The organism is Sphingomonas sp. Root710 (genome assembly GCF_001429065.1).
Lineage (GTDB): Bacteria > Pseudomonadota > Alphaproteobacteria > Sphingomonadales > Sphingomonadaceae > Rhizorhabdus.
This window is the reverse complement of sequence record NZ_LMIB01000001.1, coordinates 884,689-907,932: the sequence shown is the minus strand read 5'-3', so window position 1 is coordinate 907,932 and position 23,244 is coordinate 884,689. Positions and strand designations below refer to the sequence as shown.

Genomic DNA, 23,244 nt, shown 5'->3' with positions numbered 1-23,244 from the left:
ATCGGTTCACGCTCCTGTTCTGGCCCCGTAAACAAGGATCAGGCTGCTGGCGTCGAGCCGTCCGGCGCCGGGTTGTCGGCGATCGGGGTATCGGCAAGCGGTGCCTTGGGCGCGGCGGCCCGAGCCTTGGGTTTCGCCGCAGCCTTTACCGGCGCGGCCTCGGCCGCGGTGGGCTTCGCCGGAGCCGCCTTGCGAGCCGCGGGCTTGCTTGGCGCCGCCGGACGCGCCGCCGGGGCAGGGGAGGCAGCAGGCGATTCACCGGTCGCCTTGGGGGTGAGCCCGGACTTCACGACGCGCGCCACCAGGAAGCCGACCGCCGCCGCCGCCGCGACCGCGATGGCGGGCGAACTGCGCACCGCATTGCGCGCGTCATCGAGCAGATCGTCGGGATCCTTGTCGCGCAGCGTGCTCGCAAGGCCGCTCACCGCGTCGGCGGCCTGCTGGATATAGCCGCCATATTGCTCGCCAAGCTTGCCGCTCACCTGATTGGCGGCGTCGCCGACCAGGCTCGCGACATTGTCGAGTGCATCTACCGCGCGGTCCTTGCCCTGTGCGGCATAATCGCGCGCCCGCGCACCCGCCTGCTCGCTGAAGCTGGCCGCCGTGTCGCCGAATGCCTTCTTCGCGCTGTCGAACGGGCTCTCGCCACCGGTGCCCATATTGTCGGTCGCCATGTCGATCGTCTCCATGAGAGGAAAGTTTCCCCATCAACCAAGTGGGATGAATAGCGTTCCTTTACCAGACCCGAAACGACTTCATATTTGCCTATCTTTCGTCACGCGGATAGAGCGCGCGCATCCTAACGTCATCAGCAAAAGGTTGAGCCGCCCATGACCGCCATCGTCGACGTCCATGCCCGCCAGATCATCGACAGCCGCGGCAATCCCACGGTCGAGGTAGACGTCACGCTGGAAGATGGCAGCTTCGGCCGCGCCGCAGTGCCCTCGGGTGCGTCGACCGGCGCCTATGAGGCGGTGGAAAAGCGCGACGGCGGCAAGGCCTGGCTCGGCAAGGGCGTGCAGGATGCCGTCGATGCCGCCAATGGCGAGATCGCCGACGCGATCATCGGCATGGAAGCCGAAGACCAGAGCGAGATCGACGCCCGTATGATCGAGCTCGACGGCACCCCGAACAAGGGCCGCCTTGGCGCCAACGCAATTCTCGGCGCGAGCCTCGCGGTCGCCCGCGCTGCCGCCGATGCCCGCGCGTTGCCGCTCTACCGCTATGTCGGCGGCGTCTCCGCCTCGGTGCTGCCGGTGCCGATGATGAACATCATCAACGGCGGTGCGCATGCCGACAATCCGATCGACTTTCAGGAATTCATGATCATGCCGGTCGGCGCGCCGACCTTGTTCGACGCGGTGCGCGCGGGTTCGGAGATCTTCCACACCCTCAAGAAGGCGCTGCACGACAAGGGCCTGGCGACGGCGGTGGGCGACGAGGGCGGCTTCGCGCCTAATCTCGCCTCCGCTCCCGACGCGCTCGATTTCGTCATGCAGTCGATCGAAAAGGCCGGCTACAAGCCCGGCGACGACGTCGTCCTCGCGCTCGATTGCGCGGCGACCGAGTTCTTCAAGGACGGCGTCTATGATTTCCACGGCGAAGGCGTGAAGCGCTCGCCCGCCGAAATGGCCGCTTATCTCGCGGATCTCGCCGCCAAATATCCGATCGTCTCGATCGAGGACGGCATGGGCGAGGATGATTTCGAAGGTTGGAAGATCCTGACCGACAAGATCGGCGGAACGTGTCAGCTGGTCGGCGACGACCTGTTCGTCACTAACCCGAAGCGCCTGGCGCAAGGCATCAAGGACGGCCTCGCCAACTCGCTTCTCGTCAAGGTCAACCAGATCGGCACGCTCAGTGAAACGCTCGAGGCGGTGAACATGGCGCAGCGCGCCGGCTATACCGCCGTGATGTCGCACCGCTCGGGCGAAACCGAGGACTCGACCATTGCCGACCTCGCGGTCGCCACCAACTGCGGCCAGATCAAGACCGGCAGCCTGGCGCGCTCGGACCGGCTCGCCAAGTATAACCAGCTCATCCGTATCGAAGAGGAACTGGGCACTGTCGCGACCTATGCGGGGCGCAACGCGATCAAAGCACTCCGCTGAAACCGTTTCTCGGGCAAAAACATGGTTTTGCCCGGCGACATGCTGCGATACCCTCGCTCGCCACTGGCATGATTCACCGGCGAGCGAGGCTTAATATATGGATTTAAACCGACTGGTCGGCTTGATCATGATCCAGCACAGGATCACGGCGGCGGGCGGCGGCCTCCAGGCGGTCATGCAGGCGATCGTCGACGAACAGTCGGTGATGCCCCAGGCCAATGGCATCGTGGTCGAGCTGCGCGACGGCGATCAGCTTTATTATGCCGCTGCCAGCGGCTCGTCGGCTGAACTGGTCGGGCTTCGCCTTCCACTCAACGCGAGCCTGTCGGGCCTCAGCATCCTCAGCGGCGAGCCGCTCGAGTGCAGCGATTGCGAAACCGATGAGCGGGTCAACCTGCCCGCCTGCCGCCGGGTCGGCCTGCGCTCTATGATCGTCATCCCGATCCCGCATCAAGGGCAGACGGTCGGCGTGCTGAAATATCACGCGCCGACGCCGAACGCCTTCAGCCAGGAAGACAAGCTCATCGCGCACCTGCTGGTTGGGCCGCTCGCGGTCGGCTTCAGCAGCATCGCCGAGGCGGATGCCGAGCGGGCCAAGGCCGAACTGCAGAAGATCATCAAACTGAAGGAGCAATTCGTCTCCACCGTCAGTCATGAACTGCGCACGCCGCTGACGTCGATCGCGGGCGCGCTGACGCTGCTCAACAGCGGGAATGTTGCCTTGCCCGACACGGCGACCCCGCTCGTCGAAATCGCTTCGCGCAATGCCAGCCGGCTCAAACGCCTCGTCGACGACCTGCTCGACCTCGATCGGATCGACGGCGGCCGTATGAACTTCAAGATCGAATCGACCGACATCGGCGCGGTGCTGCTCGACGTGATCGAGCAGACCTCGACCTTCGCTTCGCAGGCCGGCGTCCGGCTGACGCTCGACGTGCCGCGGACCCCGGTCTTTGCGATCACGGACGGCGATCGCCTGTTTCAGGTCGTCGCGAACCTGATCTCCAACGCCGCCAAATTTTCACCTTCCGGGTCCACGGTCGGCGTCGTGCTGGCGCCGAAGCCCGATGGTGTGCGTATTCGGGTCACCGATCAGGGGCCCGGTATTCCTGCAGAATTCCGGTCACGCCTGTTCGATCGCTTCAGTCAGTCTGTACATACCCAGGGGCTTACGAAGCTACCGGGCACGGGGCTTGGCCTCGCCATCTCCAAGGCTATCGTCGAGCAGTTGGGCGGCAAGCTGAGCCTCGACGAGAATTATGTGGCGGGCGCGGCGTTCGATATCGACCTGCCGCTGGAAGCGCCAGCGCAGCAGCAGGACGCGGCCTGAAAATCAGTCCTTTACTGCACTGCAGCAAAGTTAAACGTCCGCAGGGTGGCATTTCGCGACGGCATCGCCTAACCGGGCGGCGACTCTCGCACCCTTTCAGGAACGCCGCGCATGAAAACTCCGACCACGCCCGCCCCCGATAAAGTCACGATCAAGCGCGCGCTGCTCTCGGTGTCGGACAAGAGCGGTCTGGTCGAACTGGGTAAGGCTCTGGCGGAGTGGGGTGTCGAACTGGTGTCGACCGGCGGCACCGCCAAGGCGCTTCGCGAAGCGGGCCTGGCCGTCAGGGACGTTTCCGACATCACCGGATTCCCCGAGATGATGGATGGCCGGGTCAAGACGCTGCACCCGATGGTCCATGGCGGCCTGCTCGCCGTCCGCGACGATCCCGAACATGCGAAGGCGATGACCGACCATGGCATCGGCGCAATCGATCTGGTCGTCGTCAATCTCTATCCGTTTGCGCAGACCGTCGCCCGCGGTGCCGAACGCGAGGAGATCATCGAGAATATCGATATCGGCGGCCCGTCGATGGTCCGCTCGGCGGCCAAAAATCACGGCTATGTGACGATCGCGACCGACCCCGCCGACTATGCCGAGATCATTTCGACCGGCGGCGCGACGACGCTGGAACAGCGCCGCCGGTTCGCGGCCAAGGCGTTTGCGGCGACCGCGACCTATGACTCCATGATCTCCTCCTGGTTCGGCCATGCCGATCAGGGCCAGCTATTCCCCGAAACGCTGTCGGTGCCGGTCCGCAAGGCCGAAGGCCTTCGCTATGGCGAAAATCCGCACCAGCAGGCGGCGCTCTATGTACCCGCCGGGTCGGGTGCGCGCGGCATCGCCCAGGCGACGCAGATCCAGGGCAAGGAACTGAGCTACAACAATTACAACGACGCCGACGCCGCGCTCGAACTGGTCAGCGAATTTCGCGACGGACCGCCGACCGTCGTGATCGTCAAACATGCCAACCCCTGTGGTGTTGCGACCGGCGAGACGTTGATCGAGGCATATGAGGCGGCGCTCGCCTGCGACAGCGTGTCGGCATTCGGCGGCATCATCGCCGTCAATCGCCCACTCGACGGCAAGACCGCCGAGGCGATCAGCGGGATCTTCACCGAGGTCGTCGCCGCGCCCGATGCCGACGATGACGCCAAGGCGGTGTTCGCGAAGAAGAAGAACCTCCGCCTGCTGCTCACCGGGGATCTGCCCGATCCCGCGCGGCCCGGCCTGTCGATGAAGACGATCGCCGGCGGCCTGCTGTTCCAGACCCGCGACAATGGCCGGATCGGCGAGGCTGACCTGAAGGTCGTCACCAGGCGCGAACCCACGCCGCAGGAGCTCAAGGACTGCCTGTTTGCCTGGACTGTTGCCAAACACGTCAAGTCTAACGCAATCGTCTATGCCAAGGACGGATCGACCGCCGGCGTCGGCGCGGGGCAGATGAACCGGCTCGAGTCGGCGCGCATCGCCGCGTGGAAGGCCAAGGACGCCGCCGACAAGGCGGGCTGGGCCGAGCCTCGTACGATCGGTTCGGCTGTGGCGTCGGACGCATTCTTCCCCTTCGCGGACGGCCTGCTGGCTGCGGTCGAGGCGGGCGCTACCGCGGTGATCCAGCCCGGCGGATCGATCCGCGACGCCGAGGTGATCGCCGCCGCCGATGAGGCCGGGCTGGCCATGGTCTTCACCGGCATGCGCCACTTCCGGCATTGATCCGAAGGGCCGCGCCCGAATCGTCCGGCGCGGGCCGGGCAGGAGAATGAACTGACATGGCCGATGGCGGCAGCGAAGCGACGGGACGAATCGGGCCTTTCGACCCGCTGCGTCACCGGCTGTTCCGCCGGATCTGGACTGCCAGCCTCTTCTCCAATTTCGGCCAGCTGATTCAGGGTGTCGGTGCCGCCTGGGCGATGACCCAGCTCACCGGGCGCGCCGATCTCGTCGCGCTCGTCCAGTCGGCGACCTTCGCGCCGCTGATGTGCCTGTCGCTGATCGCGGGCGCGATCGCCGACAGCTATGACCGGCGCAAGATCGCCCTGTTCGCGCTCAGCATGGCCTTGCTCGGCGCAGCGGGCTTGAGCCTCATTACGGCGCTCGACCTGCTCACACCGGCCTGGGTGTTCTTCTTCTGCTTCGTGGTGGGCACCGGTACGGCGCTGTTCGGACCTGCCTGGCAGAGTTCGGTGGGCGAACAGGTTCCACAGCGCGAGCTGCCCGCGGCGATCGCGCTCAACGCGATCAGCTATAATATCGCACGCAGCTTCGGGCCGGCGATCGGCGGTGTCCTCGTCGCGGCTGCGGGCGTGCTCGCCGCCTTCGCGTTCAATGCGTTGGCCTATATCCCGCTGATCGTCGTGATGTATTTCTGGCGGCGCTCGCCGGAAAAGTCGCGACTGCCGCCGGAGGCGCTGGGGCGCGCGGTGATTTCGGGGGCCCGCTACGTTCTCCATTCGCCGACCATCCGGGCGATCCTGATCCGCACCGCGCTGATGGCGCTGGCGGGGACTTCGGCATCGGCGCTGATGCCGCTGATCGCACGCGAGCTGCTTAAAGGCGACGCGGGACTATATGGCATCCTGCTCGGTTGCTTCGGCGTCGGCGCGGTCGCCGGCGCAGTCCTGCTGCCGCGACTCAAGGAGAAGCTGTCCGATGAACGGGCCGTGGTCTTCGCGTGCCTGCTGATGGGTGTCAGCCTGATCGGCACCGGGCTCAGCACCCATGCCGTGCTTACCGGCCTGCTGCTGGCCGGGGTCGGTGCGGGGTGGATGATCGCGCTGTCGGTCGCGGGGATCAGCGTCCAGATTTCCTCCCCGCGCTGGGTCACCGCGCGGGCCCTGGCGGCCAGCTATACCGCGGTCTGCGGCGGCATGACTTTGGGGGCCTGGGGATGGGGCAGGGCAGCCGCCAGCTTCGGCACCGACATCGCCCTGGTCGTGTCGGGGCTGGTGACGATCGCGACCATCGCGGCGAGCCTGCAATGGCGCATGCCCGCCACCGAGCAGCAGCGCGATCCGGAGCAACCGCTGTCCGATCCGGAAACCAACCTCGAACTGACGGGACGCAGCGGCCCGATCTCGGTGGTGCTCGAATATCGCGTGCCGGTGGAGCAGGCGCGCGCCTTTTACACCGCGATGACCGCGCTCGAATCGATCCGTCATCGCACCGGCGGCTATAACTGGTCGATCGCCCGCGACGTCGGCGATCCGGAGCTGTGGACCGAGCGCTATCACACGCCGACCTGGCACGATTATCTCCGGCAGCGCAGCCGGCTCACGGCCGCCGACCTCGAAATCTGGCAACGCGCGGTCGATTTCCACAAGGGCCCCGGCGACATCCGGGTCCGCCGGATGCTCGAACGGCCCTATGGTTCGGTCCGCTGGAGCGAAGATGTTCCGGACCGCGGTGTCATCGTGCCTCTCCCGGGGCAGGGAAACTGATCGTCAGGCTTTCCGGAACAGCATCCGGTCTTCGCTGGTGAAGCCGAAGCGCCAGATCACTACGCCGAAGGTCAGCAGGATCGCGGGAACGCCGAACGCCAGCTCGACCCATTCGGGCAGCCGTGTCGCGACATAGCCTACCACCCCCGCCGCCATCGCCGCCCAGATCAGCGGCCATCGCCAGCTGAACACCGGGGCATGGAGCAATTGCGCCAGCAGCCGCGCCTTCAGCACCGACGCGACGCCGAGCGCCAGCGCCAGCGCGATCGCGGGCCCCGCCGCCTGCCAGAGCAGGGGAAGGCCAAGGTCGCGCATGACGAACACGATGGCGAAGCTCAGCGCGATCTGGATCCCGATCATGCCGAGCGATATCCACAGGTTGAGGTGGCGCGCGACATAGATCAGCGCCGCTTCGGAAACGACGGCGGTCGCCGCGACCACCTCGGCGAGCAGCAGGAAGGCGAGCGCGCCGTTACCGCCGACGAAATTGGGGCCGACCAGACCCATGACACCTTCGCCCGGAATGCCGAGCGACAGGCCGATCGCGGCCTGGGCGGCGATGATCCAGAAACCGACCTGGGCGACCTGCTTCGCGACGGCAGCGCGGTTGCCATTCTCCAGATTGCGGGTGATCACCGGGCCGAGGATCGGATCGAAACTGGTCTTGAGCTTCTGCGGCAGCGAGGCGACCTGCTGCGCGACATAATAGATGCCGACGATCGCGGGCGAGAAAAACAGGCCGAGGATGGCGATGTCGAGGCGGCGCGATCCCCATTCGATCGCATCGGCGGCGGCGAGCGGCACATTGTGCCGGGCGAGCATGAACAGGCTGGCGGGGCGCGGACGCCAGCCGCGGGGCCAGCCGAAACTCCTGAACAACGGCCAGGCCGACGCGATCAGCGCCGCCGCCATCGAGACGACATAGGAGATGATCAGCCCGTCGCGCAGCGAGTAGAAGGCGAGGGCAAAGGCGGCGATGCTGATCGTCCACGGTTCGATAATCGACCGCGCCCGCACCGTCGCGCCGATGTCGAGCCGGTAGGCGAGCGCCGCGAGCGAAATATCCGACCAGGCGAGCGCGAAGATCGTCAGCGGCAGCAGCCATTCGAGGCCGTTGATCCCGCTGTTGGGGAACATCAGCTGCGGCACCATCGCCAGGATCGCCGCCGCCACCGCCGAGGCGATCGCCGCGACCAGCAGCGCATCCCAGACGACATGGACATGCGGCCGGTCGGTCGACGACAATTGCTGGGCGAGGCCGCGCTTGAGGCCCAGCGTCGCCAGCGTCGCCACGAACTCGACGATGATCACCGCATAGGCGAAGCGGCCCAGCGCCTCCGCGCCATACCAGCGGCCCGCGATGATCAGAAAGGGAATGCGCGCGGCGAGGCGGAGCAGGAAACCGAAGAAATTGGTCCGCCCGCCCTTGGCGAGCGCCTGGATATCCGCGCCGTCCTTCAGCGCGTCAGGCGTGAGGGGGCCGGCGTCGGGAGCAAGGCTCAATGCGCGGCGCCCCAGCTCGTGCCGGTGCCGATCTCGACGCCGAGCGGCACCGACAGGCTGACGATCGGCTCGGCGGCGCCCGCCATGACCTCGCGGATCACCGCCGATGCGGCGTCGACCTTTTCGGGCGGCAGTTCGAACACCAGTTCATCGTGAACCTGGAGCAGCATCCGCACGTCGGAGAGGCCGGCGGCGGCGAGCGCGGGCTCCATCCGGATCATCGCGCGCTTGATGATGTCGGCGGAGGTGCCCTGGATCGGCGCGTTGATCGCCTGCCGTTCGGCCGACTGGCGCTCGCCCTGCTTGGCGCTGCGAATCCAGGGGAGGTGGGTCTTGCGGCCGAACAGGGTGGTGACGAAACCCTGCTCGCGCACCTGGCCCAGCGTCGCCGCGATATAATGGTTGATGCCGGGGAAGCGGGCGAAATAGCGGTTGATCATGTCCTGCGCTTCCTCGCGCGAGACCTCGAGACGGCCGGCGAGGCCCCAGGCGGAGATGCCGTAGAGGATCGAGAAGTTGATCGTCTTGGCGCGGGCGCGGGTGTCGCGGGTGACTTCGCCGAACACCTCCTGCGCGGTCAGCGAATGGATGTCGTCGCCCCGGGCGAAGGCATCCTTGAGCGCGGGCACATCGGCCATATGCGCGGCCAGCCGCAATTCGATCTGCGAATAGTCGGCCGACAGGATCACCTTGCCGGGTTCGGCGACGAAGGCGTCGCGGATGCGGCGGCCATGTTCCGAGCGGATCGGGATATTCTGTAGGTTGGGATCGGTCGAGGAGAGCCGCCCGGTCTGCGCCACCGCCATCGAGAAGCAGGTGTGGACGCGGCCCGTCTCGGGATTGATCTGCTGTTGCAGCGCATCGGTATAGGTCGACTTGAGCTTGGTGAGCTGCCGCCAGTCGAGCACGAGCCGCGCGATCGGCACGCCTTCGCCCGCCAGCCGCTCCAATTCGGTGACGTCGGTCGAATAGACCCCGGTCTTGCCCTTGCGCCCGCCCTTCAGGCCCATCTTGTCGAACAGGATGTCGCCGAGCTGCTTGGGGCTGCCGACGGTGAAGGGCGTGCCCGCCTCGGCATGGATCTCGGATTCGAGGCGGGTCGCTTCGCCCGAAAATTCGGCGGACAGCCGCGCCAGCTCCTCGCGATCGACCCTGATCCCCGCCATCTCCATCCGCTGAAGCACGGGCACGAGCGGGCGATCGACCAGTTCATAGACCCGCGTCGCCGCCTCCCCGGCGAGACGGCCCTTGAGCCGCTGCCACAGGCGCAGCGTCACGTCGGCATCCTCGGCGGCATATTCGGTGGCGACGTCGAGGGTCACCTTGTCGAAGCTGATCTGGGTCTTGCCGGTGCCGCACACCGTCTTGAACTCGATACAGGCATGATCGAAGTGGCGTTTCGCCAGCTCGTCCATGCCATGGCCGCCAAGCCCCGCGTCGAGATCGTAGGAGAGCAGCATCGTGTCGTCATAGGGCGCGACGTTGATCCCGGCGTTCCGGGCGAGGACGACCATGTCATATTTGATGTTCTGGCCGATCTTCAGCACGTCGGGCGCTTCGAGCAGCGGCTTGAGCCTGGCCATCGCCGCCGCCATCGGGATCTGCCGCGGCGTTTCCGACAGCAGGCCGTCGCCGACATGGGCGAGCGGGATATAGCATGCCTTGCCCGGCGCGGTCGCGAGGCTGACGCCGACCAGGCGGGCGCGGACCGGATCGACATTGTCGGTCTCGGTATCGACCGCGATGCGGCCGCAGGCGAAGCCCTCGGCGATCCAGCGGTCGAGCGCGGCCTCATCGACGACGGTCTCATAATCCTTGTGGTTGAACGGCACCTGCTCGACCAGCGGGGCGGGCTTCTCGGCCGGGCCGGGGGTGAGCGCCAGCATGGTCGGGCCGCCGCCGGGCAAGGTGGCGGGACCATCGCCGCCACCGACCTTGGCAAGCAGCGACTTGAAACCCTGATCCTCCAGAAAGGCGCGCAGCGGCTCGGGCGGCAGGCCCTTCAATTCGAGCCCGTCGAGCGGCTCGGGCAGCGGCGAATCACATTTCAGGCGGACGAGCTCGCGCGACAGGCGGGCATTGCCGGCATGATCGATCAGCGACTGCTTGAGCTTGGGCTTGGTGATCTGATCGGTTCCGGCCAGCACCGCCTCCAGCGTGCCGAACTGCTGGATCAACTGGCTGGCGGTCTTGGGGCCGATGCCGGGGACGCCGGGAACATTGTCGACGCTGTCGCCCATCAGCGCGAGGACATCGCCCAGCGCCTCGGGCTCGACCCCGAATTTCTCCAGCACATGCTCGCGGCCGAGGCGGCGGTTGTTCATCGTGTCGAGCAGATCGAGGCCCGGCCGGATGAGCTGCATCAGATCCTTGTCCGACGAGACGATCGTCACCTGCCAGCCCGCCGCCAGCGCGGCTTCGGAATAGCAGGCGATGATGTCGTCGGCCTCCAGCCCGATCTCCTCGATGCACGGCACCGAAAAGGCGCGCACCGCATCGCGGATCAGCGGGAATTGGGGCACCAGATCCTCGGGCGGCGGCGGGCGGTGCGCCTTGTACTGATCGTACATCTCGTTGCGGAAGGTCTTCGATGAGGCGTCGAGAATCACCGCGAGATGGGTGGGCCCGTCGGCCTGGTGAAGCTCGTTGATCAGCTTCCACAGCATCGTCGTGAAACCATAGACCGCGCCGGCCGGAATTCCGTGGCGGTTGGTGAGCGGCGGCAGGCGGTGATAGGCCCGGAAAATATAGCCCGAACCGTCGACGAGATAGAGATGCTTGGCTGACATGGGTGGGGTGGATAGCAGGGGCCGGGGCAGGGGGGAAAGAAATAAGGCGGGGTCCGCGGCCGCCAGGGCCATCATATCTGGAATGCGTCGTCAGGGCCCCGAACGGGGAGCCCGCTTCCTTCTCTGGCCGAACAGGAAAAGCGGGATCCCGGATCAGGTCCGGGAGGACGGTGGTAGTGGAGGTGGAGGCGGCGGTGGCGCGAACGCCCCCGGCCGGCGCCTGTTCGCAAGGTGCATGGGGTTGTTTGCCCAGATAGATGGGGCGCCCTTCGAGACGCCATTCCGACGAGCGCAATGGCGCCCCGGGATGCGCGGAAAGATATGAGGCGCCGAGCGTCGCCAGTCTGGCCCGGGCGAGGAGCAGCCCGGTCGCGCGAATATAGCGGGCGATGTCGCGGAGCCGGCCCGACCGGCCGCCATGTTTCCAGGCGTTGCGATTGCCGCGCGGCGCGCCGCTTCGCTTGCCGCCGTGCATCCGGCAGCGTGCGCCGCCGTGGATCGCCGGCGATCGGCACGGCCCGCCCGTACGGGTGCGCGCGCCGCAGCGGGGGGCGGCAGCGAGGCGCGGGGGCTGCATCGCTGTCCGCGCTCTCAGATGTCGGCCGGGTGGAGATCGGCAGAGTTGACGTCGCCGGGGTGAACCAGGCGCAGCCATGCCGGCAAGGCGCCGGCCCGATCGAGCAATGTGATGATGTGGCGGAGTTGCTGTTCGACCTCCGCGTCGCTCATCGCGGCGATCTGATCCTCGCCCGATGGCGCGGCGGGCGCGAGCGCGGCGGCGAGGTGGACATAGCGTTGCGGCGCCCATGTCCGCACCCGCCGGATCGCCTCGCGGCCATGCTCGCGCCAGTCGGCGATCAGTTCGTCGACGAAAGCCGGGGGGATCGTGGCGGGCGGCGCGGCGCGCGCGGCGCTGACGGACCGGCCTATGCGCGCGGCGGCGGGCGGGCGGTTGCGGCTCATAGACCGGCCCCGCCTTCGGCGTCGCCATGGCGCGCGGCCAGCGCCTCGCGATAGCGAAGGCGCGACATCGCCTCGATCGAGGCACGGCAGTTCCACTGCGCGCGAAAGGCGAGCCGCGCATAGGCCTCGGCGGCGACGGGAAAGTCGGTGATGTTGGCGGCGGCGTGGCCGACGAGATCGGCGAACAGCGCGTCGAGCGACTGCGCCTGCGCGGCGAGCATGTCGCTCAATGGAGCGGTGGGATCGGCGGGGGCGGGGCGGTCGAACGCTGTGGGGTCGGGAATGCGGTTCATGGCGGCGGGGTGCTCGGCGTTTCAGAGTGGGCCGGGCTGCCTTAGCAGAAAGGGGTGGAAAAAGCAAGAACAAAGAGAGAACATGGCTTTCGCGATGGGTCATATAGCGGGTTCGATGTTGGCGGATAATTTGGGCAAAACCGAGATTGAGCGCGTGTCTCAATCGGCATGGCCCAAGTTTGAACCCAGTGCTTAAATCATGTCCTCATGCGTATTTTCAACGGCCGCACGATCGACAGCCTACCTGTAGAACCACCCGCGTCGTTTTGGAGGTGATCTTTTGACTCTGACAGTCACTCGTTTCTCTATCGCCTCCAATGCGCTGCGCCCGGATCAAAGTGACGACGGTCAGTAAAAAACTCTTAGGTGCGCGTAGCGACGGGTTATTGATTCAGTTTAAGTTGTTCGACCCTTACACATAATTAGGATGCGGTCGTGAAATGCATGTTCAGCAACGATGAGACATCAAGCGAGGAGCATGTCTTGCCGCGCTGGATGCAGAAACGATTTTCGCTTGCGAACCAGACTTACACACTCCCGAACGGGAGTCAGATCGCCTATCGGAACGCGAAAGTGCCCGCGGCTGCTATCCACAATGGGAAGTTCGGCGAGATAGAGGATCGACTTTCCCGGGATGTCGCGTCCTTGCAGGACATGTATCTCTGGGCCTTTAAGGTCCATATCGGGCTGATCTATCGCAGTGCATCCCTTCGCATTGATATTCGTAGCCCGACTTCTCCCAATTTTTGGAAAGTAGAGGGCTTTGGGCAGGAAATTTGGCTGTTTCAGCAACTGTATGCGGTCTGGGCTCGAGGAGGCACGATTCAACCCGATCCATTTGGCTCGGTGTTCCGCATGAGGGCGTTGACCCCTGCGCCACGCTTTGACTTCATCCATAACATACAGTCAGGAACGCTGTTCTTCCAGCTCGGCGACGACGTGATTTTTGTGGCGCTCTACGATCAGGCGCGTGCGATGACGTCCAACATTCCGGCCCAGTTTGAATGGTCTCGCGGCTACATATCGAAGCTTCCAGAGGGGCAACGCGACGACGCAGCTTTCATGGCGCAACGCATCTGGGCTTCGGAGAGCGCCTATTTTCTCTACAGATCTCGTGGAGGAATGAGCTACGTCGCGACGGAGGACTCCTTTTCTGTCATTCCTCCGTTTTCGCCGCCGGTTACCCGTCCTAGCGACAAGGACGAATATCGCAGCTTTTGCCGCTCCTTTGGTTTGAAGCTCGAAAGTTTCGGCGGTGAATCAGGTCATGCCTACTCGCCGTTCTCATCTGAAGACGTCGCTGCGCTCCGGTCTGGCCAAGCACCGACGGCTTGATTGCACGTGCGGTCTATTGCGCTGCCAAGGCCTGCGCCGCGATGTGCGGCTGGGGAATCGGCCCCGACCATTCCCCAGATTCCGTTGGCAAATGGGCCGTGTGCGACCTGTCGGCTTTCGGGTAGATAGCGCTGGAAAACTAACATTAGTAGCGCGTCGCGGCTTCTGCATTGGTCGGCGTTACCTAGTCACCAGTCCCCGCGATCCATATCAGCGCGCTAATATCTGCCAGATGCCCGCAGAGTAGAGCCGGGAGCTATCATAAGGTCAAACGACGCTTCGAGCGCAGTATGATGTCACCCCCTTGTTCGGATCCGCGTCCGATTAGACAATGCGAGTTGCTCCGCCTTCGACCGTCACCCTATAAAGCAGGGGGCGGAGGATCGAAAAGCCATGACGGTGGATGAAGGGTATGAGGCCGCAGCGGCAATCCTAAAGGAGGCAGCAGATCGGTTGCCCGAAATCCGTTCAGAAGAGGATGCAAAGGTCCAGATTATCACCCGCCTCTTGATCGAGGCGCTCGGCTGGCGCCACGGAGATATGGTTTGCGAAGCTCACCATGAAAATGGCTTTTCCGACTACCTGGTGAGCGATGGCGAGCGGAAGGCGTTCGTCGTCGAGGCGAAACGCCTCGGAGAGATCGTCCTTGGGACAAGCTCGAAGTCGAAGGGCTATTACAAGCTTGCCGGGCCGGTCCTGAAGCAAGCCCACTCCGGCATCATTCAAGCCGCATCATATTGCCAGCCCTACGGCATTCCCGTGTCCGTGCTCACTGATGGCATCAATTGGGTGATCTTCCGACCATGGGTGCCCCAAGCCTATTACATGGATAAGCAGGCCATCGTGTTTCCGGGACATGAAGCAATTCTCCAGGATTTTTCTCTCTTCTATGAGCTCCTATCCAAGGAAGATCATCGCCGATCCACATATCAAGTCGTGTTCGACCGCATTCATGAGAATCGACTGGTTCTCGACCAAGCCCTCACATCGCCGATCGCGTCATCCGAAAATGGGATCGTTCAGAAGTCCTCTCTCGCATTCGATCTGGAACAGGTCTTCTCGAACTTCTTTGCCGGACTTACAGGCGACGACGACCCTGGGATGATCATTGATTGCTTCGTGGAGACGCGCGAGAGCCGCGTCGCGGATTTTTCTCTCGACCGTATCACTCGAAACGTGCTCGGCAATCTTAACCCGCAAGAAAGGGACATTGGCGAGGGGCTGAAGACGATCGTTAAGGAAACGGTCGCAGGGGAGGTGGGGCAGACGATCTTCATTGTCGGCCCGTCGGGCGCGGGGAAAAGCACCTTCCTTCACCGTTTCTTTGAGCGGACCCTCTCTCCTGATGTCCGTGAGCGCTGCATTGTCATTAAGGTTGACGCCTTGGATGCGAGCGGCGCCGAAGCCGTTGCTCTCCCATGGATGACAGAACGCGCGATCACATCGATAGAGAAACAGCTGTTCACCGATGGATATCCACTCTGGAATGAACTTTTAGCGCTTTACCATCTGGAATATAAGCAGAAATCGAATGGTATTGACGCTCTGCTGTACCAAAGGGACAAGAACGCGTTCAAGGAAAAGTTTGCCGGTTTTGTCGAGGAGCAGGTAGCGAAAGACCGAGAGGGATACCTTAGACGCCTGCTATCGAATATCGTAAGAAATAGAAAAAAGCTTCCAATTTTTGTTATCGATAATACCGATGAGTTTAGCCTTGATTATAAAATCGTTGTCTTTCAATTTTTTCAAGCCCTTCGTCGCTCGGTAGACCATTGTTTGCTTTTATTTCCGGCTACCGATCGCTCGGCTTGGACGTTCTCTAATTTGATATCTTTAATATTTATTCCTCTAGGTCATTTTTCCTTCCCACCCCGTCTCCTCGAGAAATGTTTCGTAAAAGAATTGAATATCTAAAAGGGAAATTGAGGGCCGATACCGAAAATCGTCGCACCAATTATTTTTTAGGAAGGGGCATAAAGGTAAAAATAAACGACCTTTCGGCCTTTGCCGAGGTAATAGAAAATATTTTTGTGGATCAGGATTATGTTGCCAAGCAAGTCGGAGAGCTATCCAACTACAATATGAGAAAATCGCTAGGACTTTCAAAACGCGTCATCACATCATCAGTCTTGAAGGTGGATGATTTGGTGCGGTCTTATCTCACTGGTCAAATCGTTACGCCAACGCCTGAGCGGTTCATGAATGCCCTCCTGAAAGGAGACTATGAGTTCTATAAACCTGGCGACGAACCTCTCATATTTCCGATTTACCAAGTTGACTCTACGATCAAACAGTCTCCCCTGATTCATCTTAGGATACTAGTATATCTACATGACCTTTTTCGCGGCACGTCGGACGATGCGGAGCGGTACGCATCGGTCAGCTCGCTGTTCGCCTATTTCGACGTAATGTCTATTTCGGAAGTTGCGCTTCAGCGTGCTGTTGCAGCTCTACTTTCAGCCGGCCTTGTTCAGCCGTATGACCTCTCCAAAAAGGGATATTCTGATGATCAGCGGATCGCTATCACTGAAAGTGGGCTGATCCATCTGGAGCTAGCGATATATAATCCGGTCTTCTTCGAGCAGATGGCACTTACCACGCGCGTCACCGACCCTGACGCCGCTCAAAAGATCAAGGAAGCCTACACGGCAAAGGTCCCGCTGAACCAACGGCTCGAGAATGTGAGGAGTCTATTCTGCAAGTTTCTTACTTCTGAGGATATGCAGCACTGCAAAGTCCCAGAGGGAGCCGAGTTCCACGCACAAGCCGAGATCGCATTTGAGCTTGCGCGCAGATGGCAGTCATCTTCTGCATCGGTCAACGAAATGTTGCAGCTTCCCGAGGTTGCCGCTGAAGGTGTGCGAGGGATAGTCGAGCAGTTTGACTACGCACGCGGCTTCGGTTTTGTCGATATCCCCTCCCTAAAAGATCGCGCGTTCCTTCATGCCTCAACCATTGAGCGAAGTGACGCGGGTGATATTTGCGATGGTGATGATATTATTTGCGACATCGCCCGCAACAATAAGGGACTGGCAGTTTCAAAAATCGTCGAGGTCAGCCGCGCCGAAAGCCCAGCCTTCCGCAGCGTTGTCATAAAAATCCTTGAAGAGCGGGGTTACGGCTTCGTCCATATCGAAGAAACCGGAATTGACGCCTTCTTCCACTTTCACCTTTTGTCCTCTCGACAGCGCTCAGAACTATACGAAGGCCAGGAGTTGTTGGTCGAGGTCAAAACCGACAAGCAAGGCAAATCCCAGGTCCGGCGGGTCATTGGCTAAAGCGGTGTTCAGAACCGCCTGTCTCCTATCATCTTCCGACGACATATCCGGCTCTGGCCATAACCGAAAAATTCGCGGAAAGATGGCGCGGCATAACAGGGGAGGGTGGATATGGCGTCAGCGTCCGAGGAGTCCGGTCCGAAGCATCACCGCGCCACGCAGAATGAGAAGCTGGTCATCGCCGCTTCCTCGCTCGGCACCGTGTTCGAATGGTATGACTTCTACCTCTACGGCCTGCTGGCGACGGTCATTTCGGCCAAATTCTTTTCGGGGGTGAACGAGACGACGGGGTTCATCCTGGCGCTCGCGGCCTTTGCGGCGGGGTTTGCGGTGCGGCCCTTCGGGGCGCTGGTGTTCGGCCGGGTCGGCGATCTTGTCGGGCGCAAGAACACCTTTCTGGTGACGATGGGGATCATGGGCCTGTCGACCTTCGCGGTCGGCCTGCTGCCATCCTATGAGACGATCGGCGTGGCCGCGCCGGTGATCCTGGTGGCGCTGCGCCTGTTGCAGGGGCTGGCGCTGGGCGGCGAATATGGCGGGGCGGCGACCTATGTCGCCGAGCATGCGCCGAACAACCGGCGCGGCCTGTATACGAGCTGGATCCAGACGACGGCGACGCTGGGCCTGTTCGCGGCCTTACTGGTCGTGATCGGGGTCCGCTTCGCGCTGGGCGAGGATGCGTTTGGCGACTGGGGGTGGCGCGTGCCCTTCCTGGGGTCGATCATCCTGCTCGCGGTGTCGATGTGGATCCGCCTCCAGCTCGCCGAAAGCCCGGTGTTCCAGAAGATGAAGGACGAGGGCACCACATCCAAGGCGCCGCTGACCGAGGCATTCGCGCGCTGGGGCAATCTGAAATGGGTGGTGATCGCGCTGACCGGCGCGGTCGCGGGGCAGGCGGTGGTCTGGTACACCGGCCAGTTCTACGCGCTGTTCTTCCTCGAAAAGACGCTGAAGGTGGATGGCGCGACCACCAATATCCTGACCGCGATCGCGCTGGGCATCGCGACGCCCGCCTTCGTCTTCTTCGGATGGCTGTCCGACCGGATCGGGCGCAAGCCGATCATCCTGGCGGGCTGCGCGATCGCCGCGCTGAGCTATTTTCCGCTGTTCAGCGCGCTGACCGAAGCCGCCAACCCGGCGCTGGCGCGGGCGCAGGCTTCGGCGCCGGTCACCGTCATCGCGCATGACGGCGATTGTTCGGTGCAGTTCGACCCGATCGGCAAGAACAGGTTCGACGCGCGCAGCTGCGACATCGTCAAGGCGTTCCTGGCCAAGGGGGGCGTCAGCTATGGCAATGCCGACGCGCCGGCGGGGACGATCGCATCGATCCGGATCGGCGGCGCGACGATCATGGCGCCCGATCCCGCGAAGAGCAGCGGTGCGGACCGTAAGGCCGCGATCGACGCCTTTCAGGACGAGGCCGGCGCGGCGCTGCAGGCGGCGGGCTATCCGGCCAAGGCCGATCCGGCGGCGATCGACAAGCCCAAGGTGGTGCTGGTCCTCACCCTGCTCGTGCTGCTGGTGACGATGGTCTATGGCCCGATCGCGGCGTTGCTGGTCGAGCTGTTCCCGAGCCGGATCCGCTATACGTCGATGTCCTTGCCCTATCATATCGGCAATGGCTGGTTCGGCGGCTTCCTGCCGACCATCGTGTTCGCGATGGTCGCCGCGTCGGGGGACATGTATTACGGCCTGTGGTATCCGATCATCGTCGCGGCGGCGACCGTGGTGATCGGGCTGGTCTTCCTGCCCGAGACGTACAAGCGCGATATCGATCAGTAGGAGCGAGCGAGCTGCGCCCTAGCGCGCGGGCTCTTCGATGTCCTCGTCGCCCAGGCGACGGCCGCCGAGGCGGGGCAGGCGATTGATCTGCCCCATCTCCATGATCTTCGAGCGCAGTTCGGCGCGCTTTTCGTGGATCGAGGCGATCACCGGGCCCATCGCCACGCCGAGATCGACGAGCACCGCCTCCGACAGCTGGAGCGAGGATTCGAGCGTTTCGGGCACCGCGTCGGTCGCGCCCGCCCGATAGAGTTCGGCGGCGTGGTTCGGATCGCGGGCGCGCGCGACGATGGTAAGCTCCGGGTGAAGCTCCCGCGCGTGGCGGGTGATGCGGACGAGCTGCACCGGATCGTCCATCGTCAGGATCAGTGCGGTCGCCTTGGCGAGATCGAGATGCTCGATCATCCCCGGGCGGGCGATATCGCCGAACATGATGTCATAGCCGCGCCGCCGCGCGCTGATCACCGCGTCGATATCGGCATCGACCGCGAGATAGGGGCGGCCATGCGCGTCGAGCATCTGCGCGACCAGCCGGCCGACCCGGCCGAAACCGGCGATGATCGCGCGGCCCTGCGCCGTCGCGGCGATGGCGGGATCGGGCTGGCTCTCGCGCTCATCGAACTTGCGGGCGATGTCATGGCCCACCTTGGCGAGGATCGGCGTGATCGTCAGGCCGATCGCGGTGACGACCTGCCAGAAGGCGGCGTCGGCGGGGGCGATCAGCCGGGCCTGCGCCGCCGCGCCCAGCACGATCAGCGTGGTTTCGGACGGGGAGGACATCAGCAGCCCGGTTTCCGCCGCCACCGCCCGCTTGGCCCCCCAGAAGCGCAGCAGCAGCGCGGTGATCAGCGCCTTGGCGATCACCACCGCGACCACGGCGAGCGCCAGTTCCTGCCAGTTGGCGAGGATCATCACCGGATCGAGCGACATGCCGACGGTGATCAGGAACACGCCCAGCGCCAGCCCCTTGAACGGCGCGGTGACGAGATCGACCTCGGCATGATAATCGGTCTCGGCGATCAGCAGGCCCGCGATCAGCGCGCCGACGATCGGCGACAGGCCGGCCACCGTGGTGGCGATACTCGCCAGGATGACGACGAGCAGGCTGGCCGAGAGGAACAGCTCCGGATTCTTCGCGCGCGCGGCCTGGGCGAACAGGCGGGGGAGGACGAAGCGCCCGCCGATCATCATCACCGCGATGACCGCGAAGCCCATGCCCAGCGTGCGCAGCAGCCCGTCCCAGCCCGCGCTGTCGCCATAGGGCGCGAGCGCGCCGAGGATGAAGATGATCGGCACCAGCGCCAGATCCTCCAGCAGCAGGATCGCGAAGGCGCGCTTGCCGACCGCGCCGGTCGTCCCGACCATCGGCAGCACCAGCGCGGTCGACGACAGCGCGAGCGCGAGGCCGAGGCCCAGCGCGCCGGTGGGCAATGCGCCGAACAGCCAAAGGCCCATGCCGATGATCCCCGCCGACAGGAGCAGCTTCGACGAACCCAGGCCGAAGACCGCGCGGCGCATCCCCCAAAGTCTGCGAAAACTCAGCTCCAAGCCTATGGAAAACAGCAATAATATGATGCCGAACTCGGCAAAGGGCTCGATCGAGTGCGGGTCGCTGATGGTGACGTAGTAGAGCCACGGGAAATCGTCGGTGAGATGGCCGAGCGCATTGGGGCCGACCAAGGCGCCGACCAGGATGAAACCGATGACCGGACTGATCCTGAATCGTGTAAAAGCGGGAATGACGAGACCGGCGGCGCCAAGGATGACGAGCGCGTCGCTGAAGCCGACCGAAGACAGAGAAAAGGCCATGTTTGCGATAGTGGCGGCAAAGCAACGAAAACGCCACCCGTCAGGGGAGAGGAATGACGATGCATAAACGATTGGTGATCGCGGGCGGCGGACCCGCGGGCATGATGGCCGGGCTATTGTTCGCCCGCGCCGGAGTCGAGACGCTGGTCATCGAGAAGCATGGCGATTTCCTGCGCGACTTTCGCGGCGATACGGTTCACCCCTCGACGATCGAGCTGTTCGACGAGCTCGGCCTCGGCGATGCGCTGCTCGAACGCGAGCATGACGAAGTCATCGACATCAGCGCGCGGATCGGCGGGCGCTATTATCGGGTCGCCGACCTCAGCCATCTGCCGGTGCGGCATCGCTTCATGGCGATGATGCCGCAATGGCATTTCCTCGATTTCGTCCGCGACGTGGCGTCGGCCTGGCCGGCCTTCTCGCTGCGCATGGACGCCGAAGTGACGGGATTGACCGAGCGGGCGGGCAGGGTGACCGGGGTGCGCCTGGCCGATGGCGAGGAGATCGGCGCCGACCTGGTGATCGCGGCCGACGGGCGCGGATCGGTCCTGCGCGACGCGGCCGGGCTGGAGAAGCAGGATCTCGGCGCGCCGATCGACGTCTTCTGGTTCCGCGTGCCCAAGCGGCGCACGGCGCATAACGAGACGGCCGGGCAGTTCGCCCCGGGCACGGTGATCGCGATGATCGACCGGGGCGATTACTGGCAATGCGCCTTCGTCTTCGCCAAGGGCGGGGCGGAGAAGATCCGGGCCGAGGGGCTCGAAGCGTTCCGCAGGCGCGTGGCGTTCGCCGTCCCCGAGATCGCGGATCAACTGGACGCTGTCGCGTCCTGGGACGATGTGAAGCTGCTGTCGGTCTCGCTCGACCGGCTGCGCCGCTGGCACCGGCCCGGCCTGCTCGCGATCGGCGACGCGGCGCATGCGATGTCGCCGGTCGGCGGGGTGGGCATCAATCTGGCGATCCAGGACGCGGTCGCCGCGGCCAACATCCTGGCGCTGCCGCTGTCGCGGGGCGAGCCGGTCGATGCGCTGCTCGGCGCGGTGCAGAAGCGCCGGCTTTTCCCGGTGCGGGTGATCCAGGCGATGCAGCGCGCGGTCCATGCCGGGGTGCTGGGGCCGACGCTCGGCGCGACGGCGCAGATGGAGGCGCCGCTCGCGGTGCGGATGCTCGACCGCTTCCCGATGCTCCAGCGCATTCCCGCGCGGATCGTCGGGCTCGGCGTGCGGCGCGAGCATATCCGATCGCCCATGAAAAAGGGCGCCATTCCAATGGAATGACGCCCCTGTTTCAAACTGGCGCCGAACTTACGCCCAGGCGGCCATTTCCTTTTCGAGGTTCACACGGATTTCCTCGAAGAACTGCTCGGTGGTCATCCAGGGCTGGTCCGGGCCGATCAGGATGGCGAGATCCTTGGTCATGCCGCCCTTTTCGACGGTCTCGATGCAGACGCGCTCAAGCGTCTCGGCGAACTTCACGACGTCGGGCGTGTCGTCGAACTTGCCGCGGAACTGCAGGCCCTGCGTCCAGGCGAAGATCGAGGCGATCGGGTTGGTCGAGGTCTGCTTGCCCTGCTGGTGCATGCGATAGTGGCGGGTGACGGTGCCGTGCGCGGCTTCGGCCTCGATCGTCTTGCCGTCGGGCGACATCAGCACCGAGGTCATCAGGCCCAGCGAGCCGAAGCCCTGCGCGACGGTGTCCGACTGCACGTCGCCGTCGTAATTCTTGCAGGCCCAGACGAACTTGCCGCTCCACTTGAGTGCGGAGGCGACCATGTCGTCGATCAGGCGGTGCTCATAGACGATGTTGCGCGCCTTGAACTTGGCGGCGAACTCGGCGTCGAACACTTCCTGGAACAGGTCCTTGAACTGGCCGTCATAGGCCTTGAGGATCGTGTTCTTGGTCGACAGATAGAGCGGCCATCCACGGTCGAGCGCATAGTTCATGCTGGCGCGGGCAAAATCGCGGATCGATTCGTCGAGATTGTACATGCCCATCGCGACGCCCGACGACGGATAGTCGAACACTTCATGCTCGATCCGCTGGCCGTCTTCGCCTTCCCACACCATGCGGAGCTTGCCGGGGCCCGGGACGCGGAAGTCGGTGGCGCGATACTGGTCGCCGAAGGCGTGGCGGCCGACGACGATCGGGTCGGTCCAGCCCGGAACCAGCCTGGGGACGTTCTTGATCACGATCGGCTCGCGGAAGACGACGCCGCCGAGGATGTTGCGGATCGTGCCGTTGGGCGACTTCCACATCTTCTTGAGCTTGAACTCCTCGACGCGGGCTTCGTCGGGGGTGATCGTCGCGCATTTGACGCCGACGCCGTACTTCTGGATCGCCTTGGCGCTGTCGATGGTGATCTGGTCGGCGGTCTCGTCACGCTTCTCGACGGAGAGATCGTAATATTTCAGGTCGATATCGAGATAGGGAAGGATCAGGCGTTCGCGAATCCACTGCCAGATGATGCGGGTCATCTCGTCGCCGTCGAGTTCGACGACCGGGGTCTTCACCTTGATCTTCGCCATGTTTCTCTGTCTCCGGGGAGGGATATTTCGCGAGGTCCCTAGGCCACGAAATCCGTGGGATCAACCGTCGCCGCGTCGATTTTTTGGGC

16 protein-coding genes and 1 pseudogene are annotated in these 23,244 nt (G+C 63.8%); 9 read left to right on the top strand and 8 right to left on the bottom strand.

What is annotated here, in order from left to right:
• Nucleotides 1–38: 38 nt before the first annotated feature.
• Complete coding sequence (locus tag ASE00_RS04180) at nucleotides 39–689, bottom strand: hypothetical protein (protein WP_056377909.1); 651 nt, start codon at nucleotides 687–689, stop codon at nucleotides 39–41.
• A 141-nt stretch (nucleotides 690–830) separates the two neighbouring features.
• On the opposite strand from ASE00_RS04180, the gene eno reads away from it, so the two are divergent.
• The 4 genes from eno to ASE00_RS04160 all read left to right on the top strand — a co-directional run bounded on the left by eno (nucleotide 831) and on the right by ASE00_RS04160 (nucleotide 6,878).
• Nucleotides 831–2,111, top strand: coding sequence for a phosphopyruvate hydratase (gene eno, locus ASE00_RS04175; protein WP_056377908.1), 1,281 nt, complete (start codon nucleotides 831–833; stop codon nucleotides 2,109–2,111).
• A 97-nt stretch (nucleotides 2,112–2,208) separates the two neighbouring features.
• Nucleotides 2,209–3,441: a GAF domain-containing sensor histidine kinase gene (locus ASE00_RS04170; RefSeq protein ID WP_056377907.1), complete on the top strand. Its 1,233-nt coding sequence runs from the start codon at nucleotides 2,209–2,211 to the stop codon at nucleotides 3,439–3,441.
• Between the two features lie 111 nt (nucleotides 3,442–3,552).
• Nucleotides 3,553–5,154, top strand: coding sequence for a bifunctional phosphoribosylaminoimidazolecarboxamide formyltransferase/IMP cyclohydrolase (gene purH, locus ASE00_RS04165; RefSeq protein WP_056377906.1), 1,602 nt, complete (start codon nucleotides 3,553–3,555; stop codon nucleotides 5,152–5,154).
• Nucleotides 5,155–5,210: 56 nt separating this feature from the next.
• Nucleotides 5,211–6,878: an MFS transporter gene (locus ASE00_RS04160; RefSeq protein WP_056377905.1), complete on the top strand. Its 1,668-nt coding sequence runs from the start codon at nucleotides 5,211–5,213 to the stop codon at nucleotides 6,876–6,878.
• A 3-nt stretch (nucleotides 6,879–6,881) separates the two neighbouring features.
• Here the strand turns inward: ASE00_RS04160 and ASE00_RS04155 are convergent, their stop codons facing one another.
• The 5 genes and pseudogenes from ASE00_RS04155 to ASE00_RS04140 all read right to left on the bottom strand — a co-directional run bounded on the left by ASE00_RS04155 (nucleotide 6,882) and on the right by ASE00_RS04140 (nucleotide 12,426).
• Nucleotides 6,882–8,381: a lipopolysaccharide biosynthesis protein gene (locus tag ASE00_RS04155; protein WP_056377904.1), complete on the bottom strand. Its 1,500-nt coding sequence runs from the start codon at nucleotides 8,379–8,381 to the stop codon at nucleotides 6,882–6,884.
• Nucleotides 8,378–11,170, bottom strand: a complete 2,793-nt coding sequence (polA, locus tag ASE00_RS04150) for a DNA polymerase I (protein WP_056377903.1) — start codon at nucleotides 11,168–11,170, stop codon at nucleotides 8,378–8,380. The genes ASE00_RS04155 and polA overlap by 4 nt, the downstream gene beginning before the upstream one ends.
• A 460-nt stretch (nucleotides 11,171–11,630) precedes the next feature.
• Nucleotides 11,631–11,747 (bottom strand): annotated as a pseudogene (locus ASE00_RS24410) (HGGxSTG domain-containing protein); the annotation flags it as partial.
• A 14-nt stretch (nucleotides 11,748–11,761) separates the two neighbouring features.
• Nucleotides 11,762–12,133, bottom strand: a complete 372-nt coding sequence (locus tag ASE00_RS04145; protein ID WP_056377902.1) for a hypothetical protein — start codon at nucleotides 12,131–12,133, stop codon at nucleotides 11,762–11,764.
• A complete protein-coding gene (locus ASE00_RS04140; protein ID WP_156405260.1) occupies nucleotides 12,130–12,426 on the bottom strand; it encodes a hypothetical protein in 297 nt (98 codons plus the stop codon). The genes ASE00_RS04145 and ASE00_RS04140 overlap by 4 nt, the downstream gene beginning before the upstream one ends.
• 435 nt (nucleotides 12,427–12,861) lie before the next feature.
• On the opposite strand from ASE00_RS04140, the gene ASE00_RS04135 reads away from it, so the two are divergent.
• The 4 genes from ASE00_RS04135 to ASE00_RS04120 all read left to right on the top strand — a co-directional run bounded on the left by ASE00_RS04135 (nucleotide 12,862) and on the right by ASE00_RS04120 (nucleotide 18,821).
• Entirely contained in the window at nucleotides 12,862–13,761 is a 900-nt protein-coding gene (locus ASE00_RS04135) for a hypothetical protein (protein WP_156405259.1), read from the top strand.
• A 393-nt stretch (nucleotides 13,762–14,154) separates the two neighbouring features.
• Complete coding sequence (locus ASE00_RS04130; protein WP_056377899.1) at nucleotides 14,155–15,675, top strand: hypothetical protein; 1,521 nt, start codon at nucleotides 14,155–14,157, stop codon at nucleotides 15,673–15,675.
• A gap of 8 nt (nucleotides 15,676–15,683) precedes the next feature.
• Nucleotides 15,684–17,039 carry a cold-shock protein gene (locus ASE00_RS04125; RefSeq protein WP_162256403.1) on the top strand — a complete coding sequence of 452 codons (1,356 nt, stop codon included), beginning with the start codon at nucleotides 15,684–15,686 and terminating at the stop codon, nucleotides 17,037–17,039.
• Nucleotides 17,040–17,150: 111 nt separating this feature from the next.
• On the top strand, nucleotides 17,151–18,821 hold the full coding sequence (locus ASE00_RS04120) for an MFS transporter (RefSeq protein ID WP_056377897.1): 1,671 nt from the start codon (nucleotides 17,151–17,153) through the stop codon (nucleotides 18,819–18,821).
• A gap of 18 nt (nucleotides 18,822–18,839) precedes the next feature.
• Here the strand turns inward: ASE00_RS04120 and ASE00_RS04115 are convergent, their stop codons facing one another.
• Nucleotides 18,840–20,630, bottom strand: coding sequence for a cation:proton antiporter (locus ASE00_RS04115; RefSeq protein ID WP_056377896.1), 1,791 nt, complete (start codon nucleotides 20,628–20,630; stop codon nucleotides 18,840–18,842).
• A 59-nt stretch (nucleotides 20,631–20,689) separates the two neighbouring features.
• Here ASE00_RS04115 and ASE00_RS04110 point away from each other — a divergent pair, with 59 nt between their 5' ends.
• Entirely contained in the window at nucleotides 20,690–21,907 is a 1,218-nt protein-coding gene (locus ASE00_RS04110; protein ID WP_056377895.1) for an FAD-dependent oxidoreductase, read from the top strand.
• A 27-nt stretch (nucleotides 21,908–21,934) separates the two neighbouring features.
• Here the strand turns inward: ASE00_RS04110 and ASE00_RS04105 are convergent, their stop codons facing one another.
• Complete coding sequence (locus ASE00_RS04105; RefSeq protein ID WP_056377894.1) at nucleotides 21,935–23,155, bottom strand: NADP-dependent isocitrate dehydrogenase; 1,221 nt, start codon at nucleotides 23,153–23,155, stop codon at nucleotides 21,935–21,937.
• Nucleotides 23,156–23,244 lie beyond the last annotated feature (89 nt).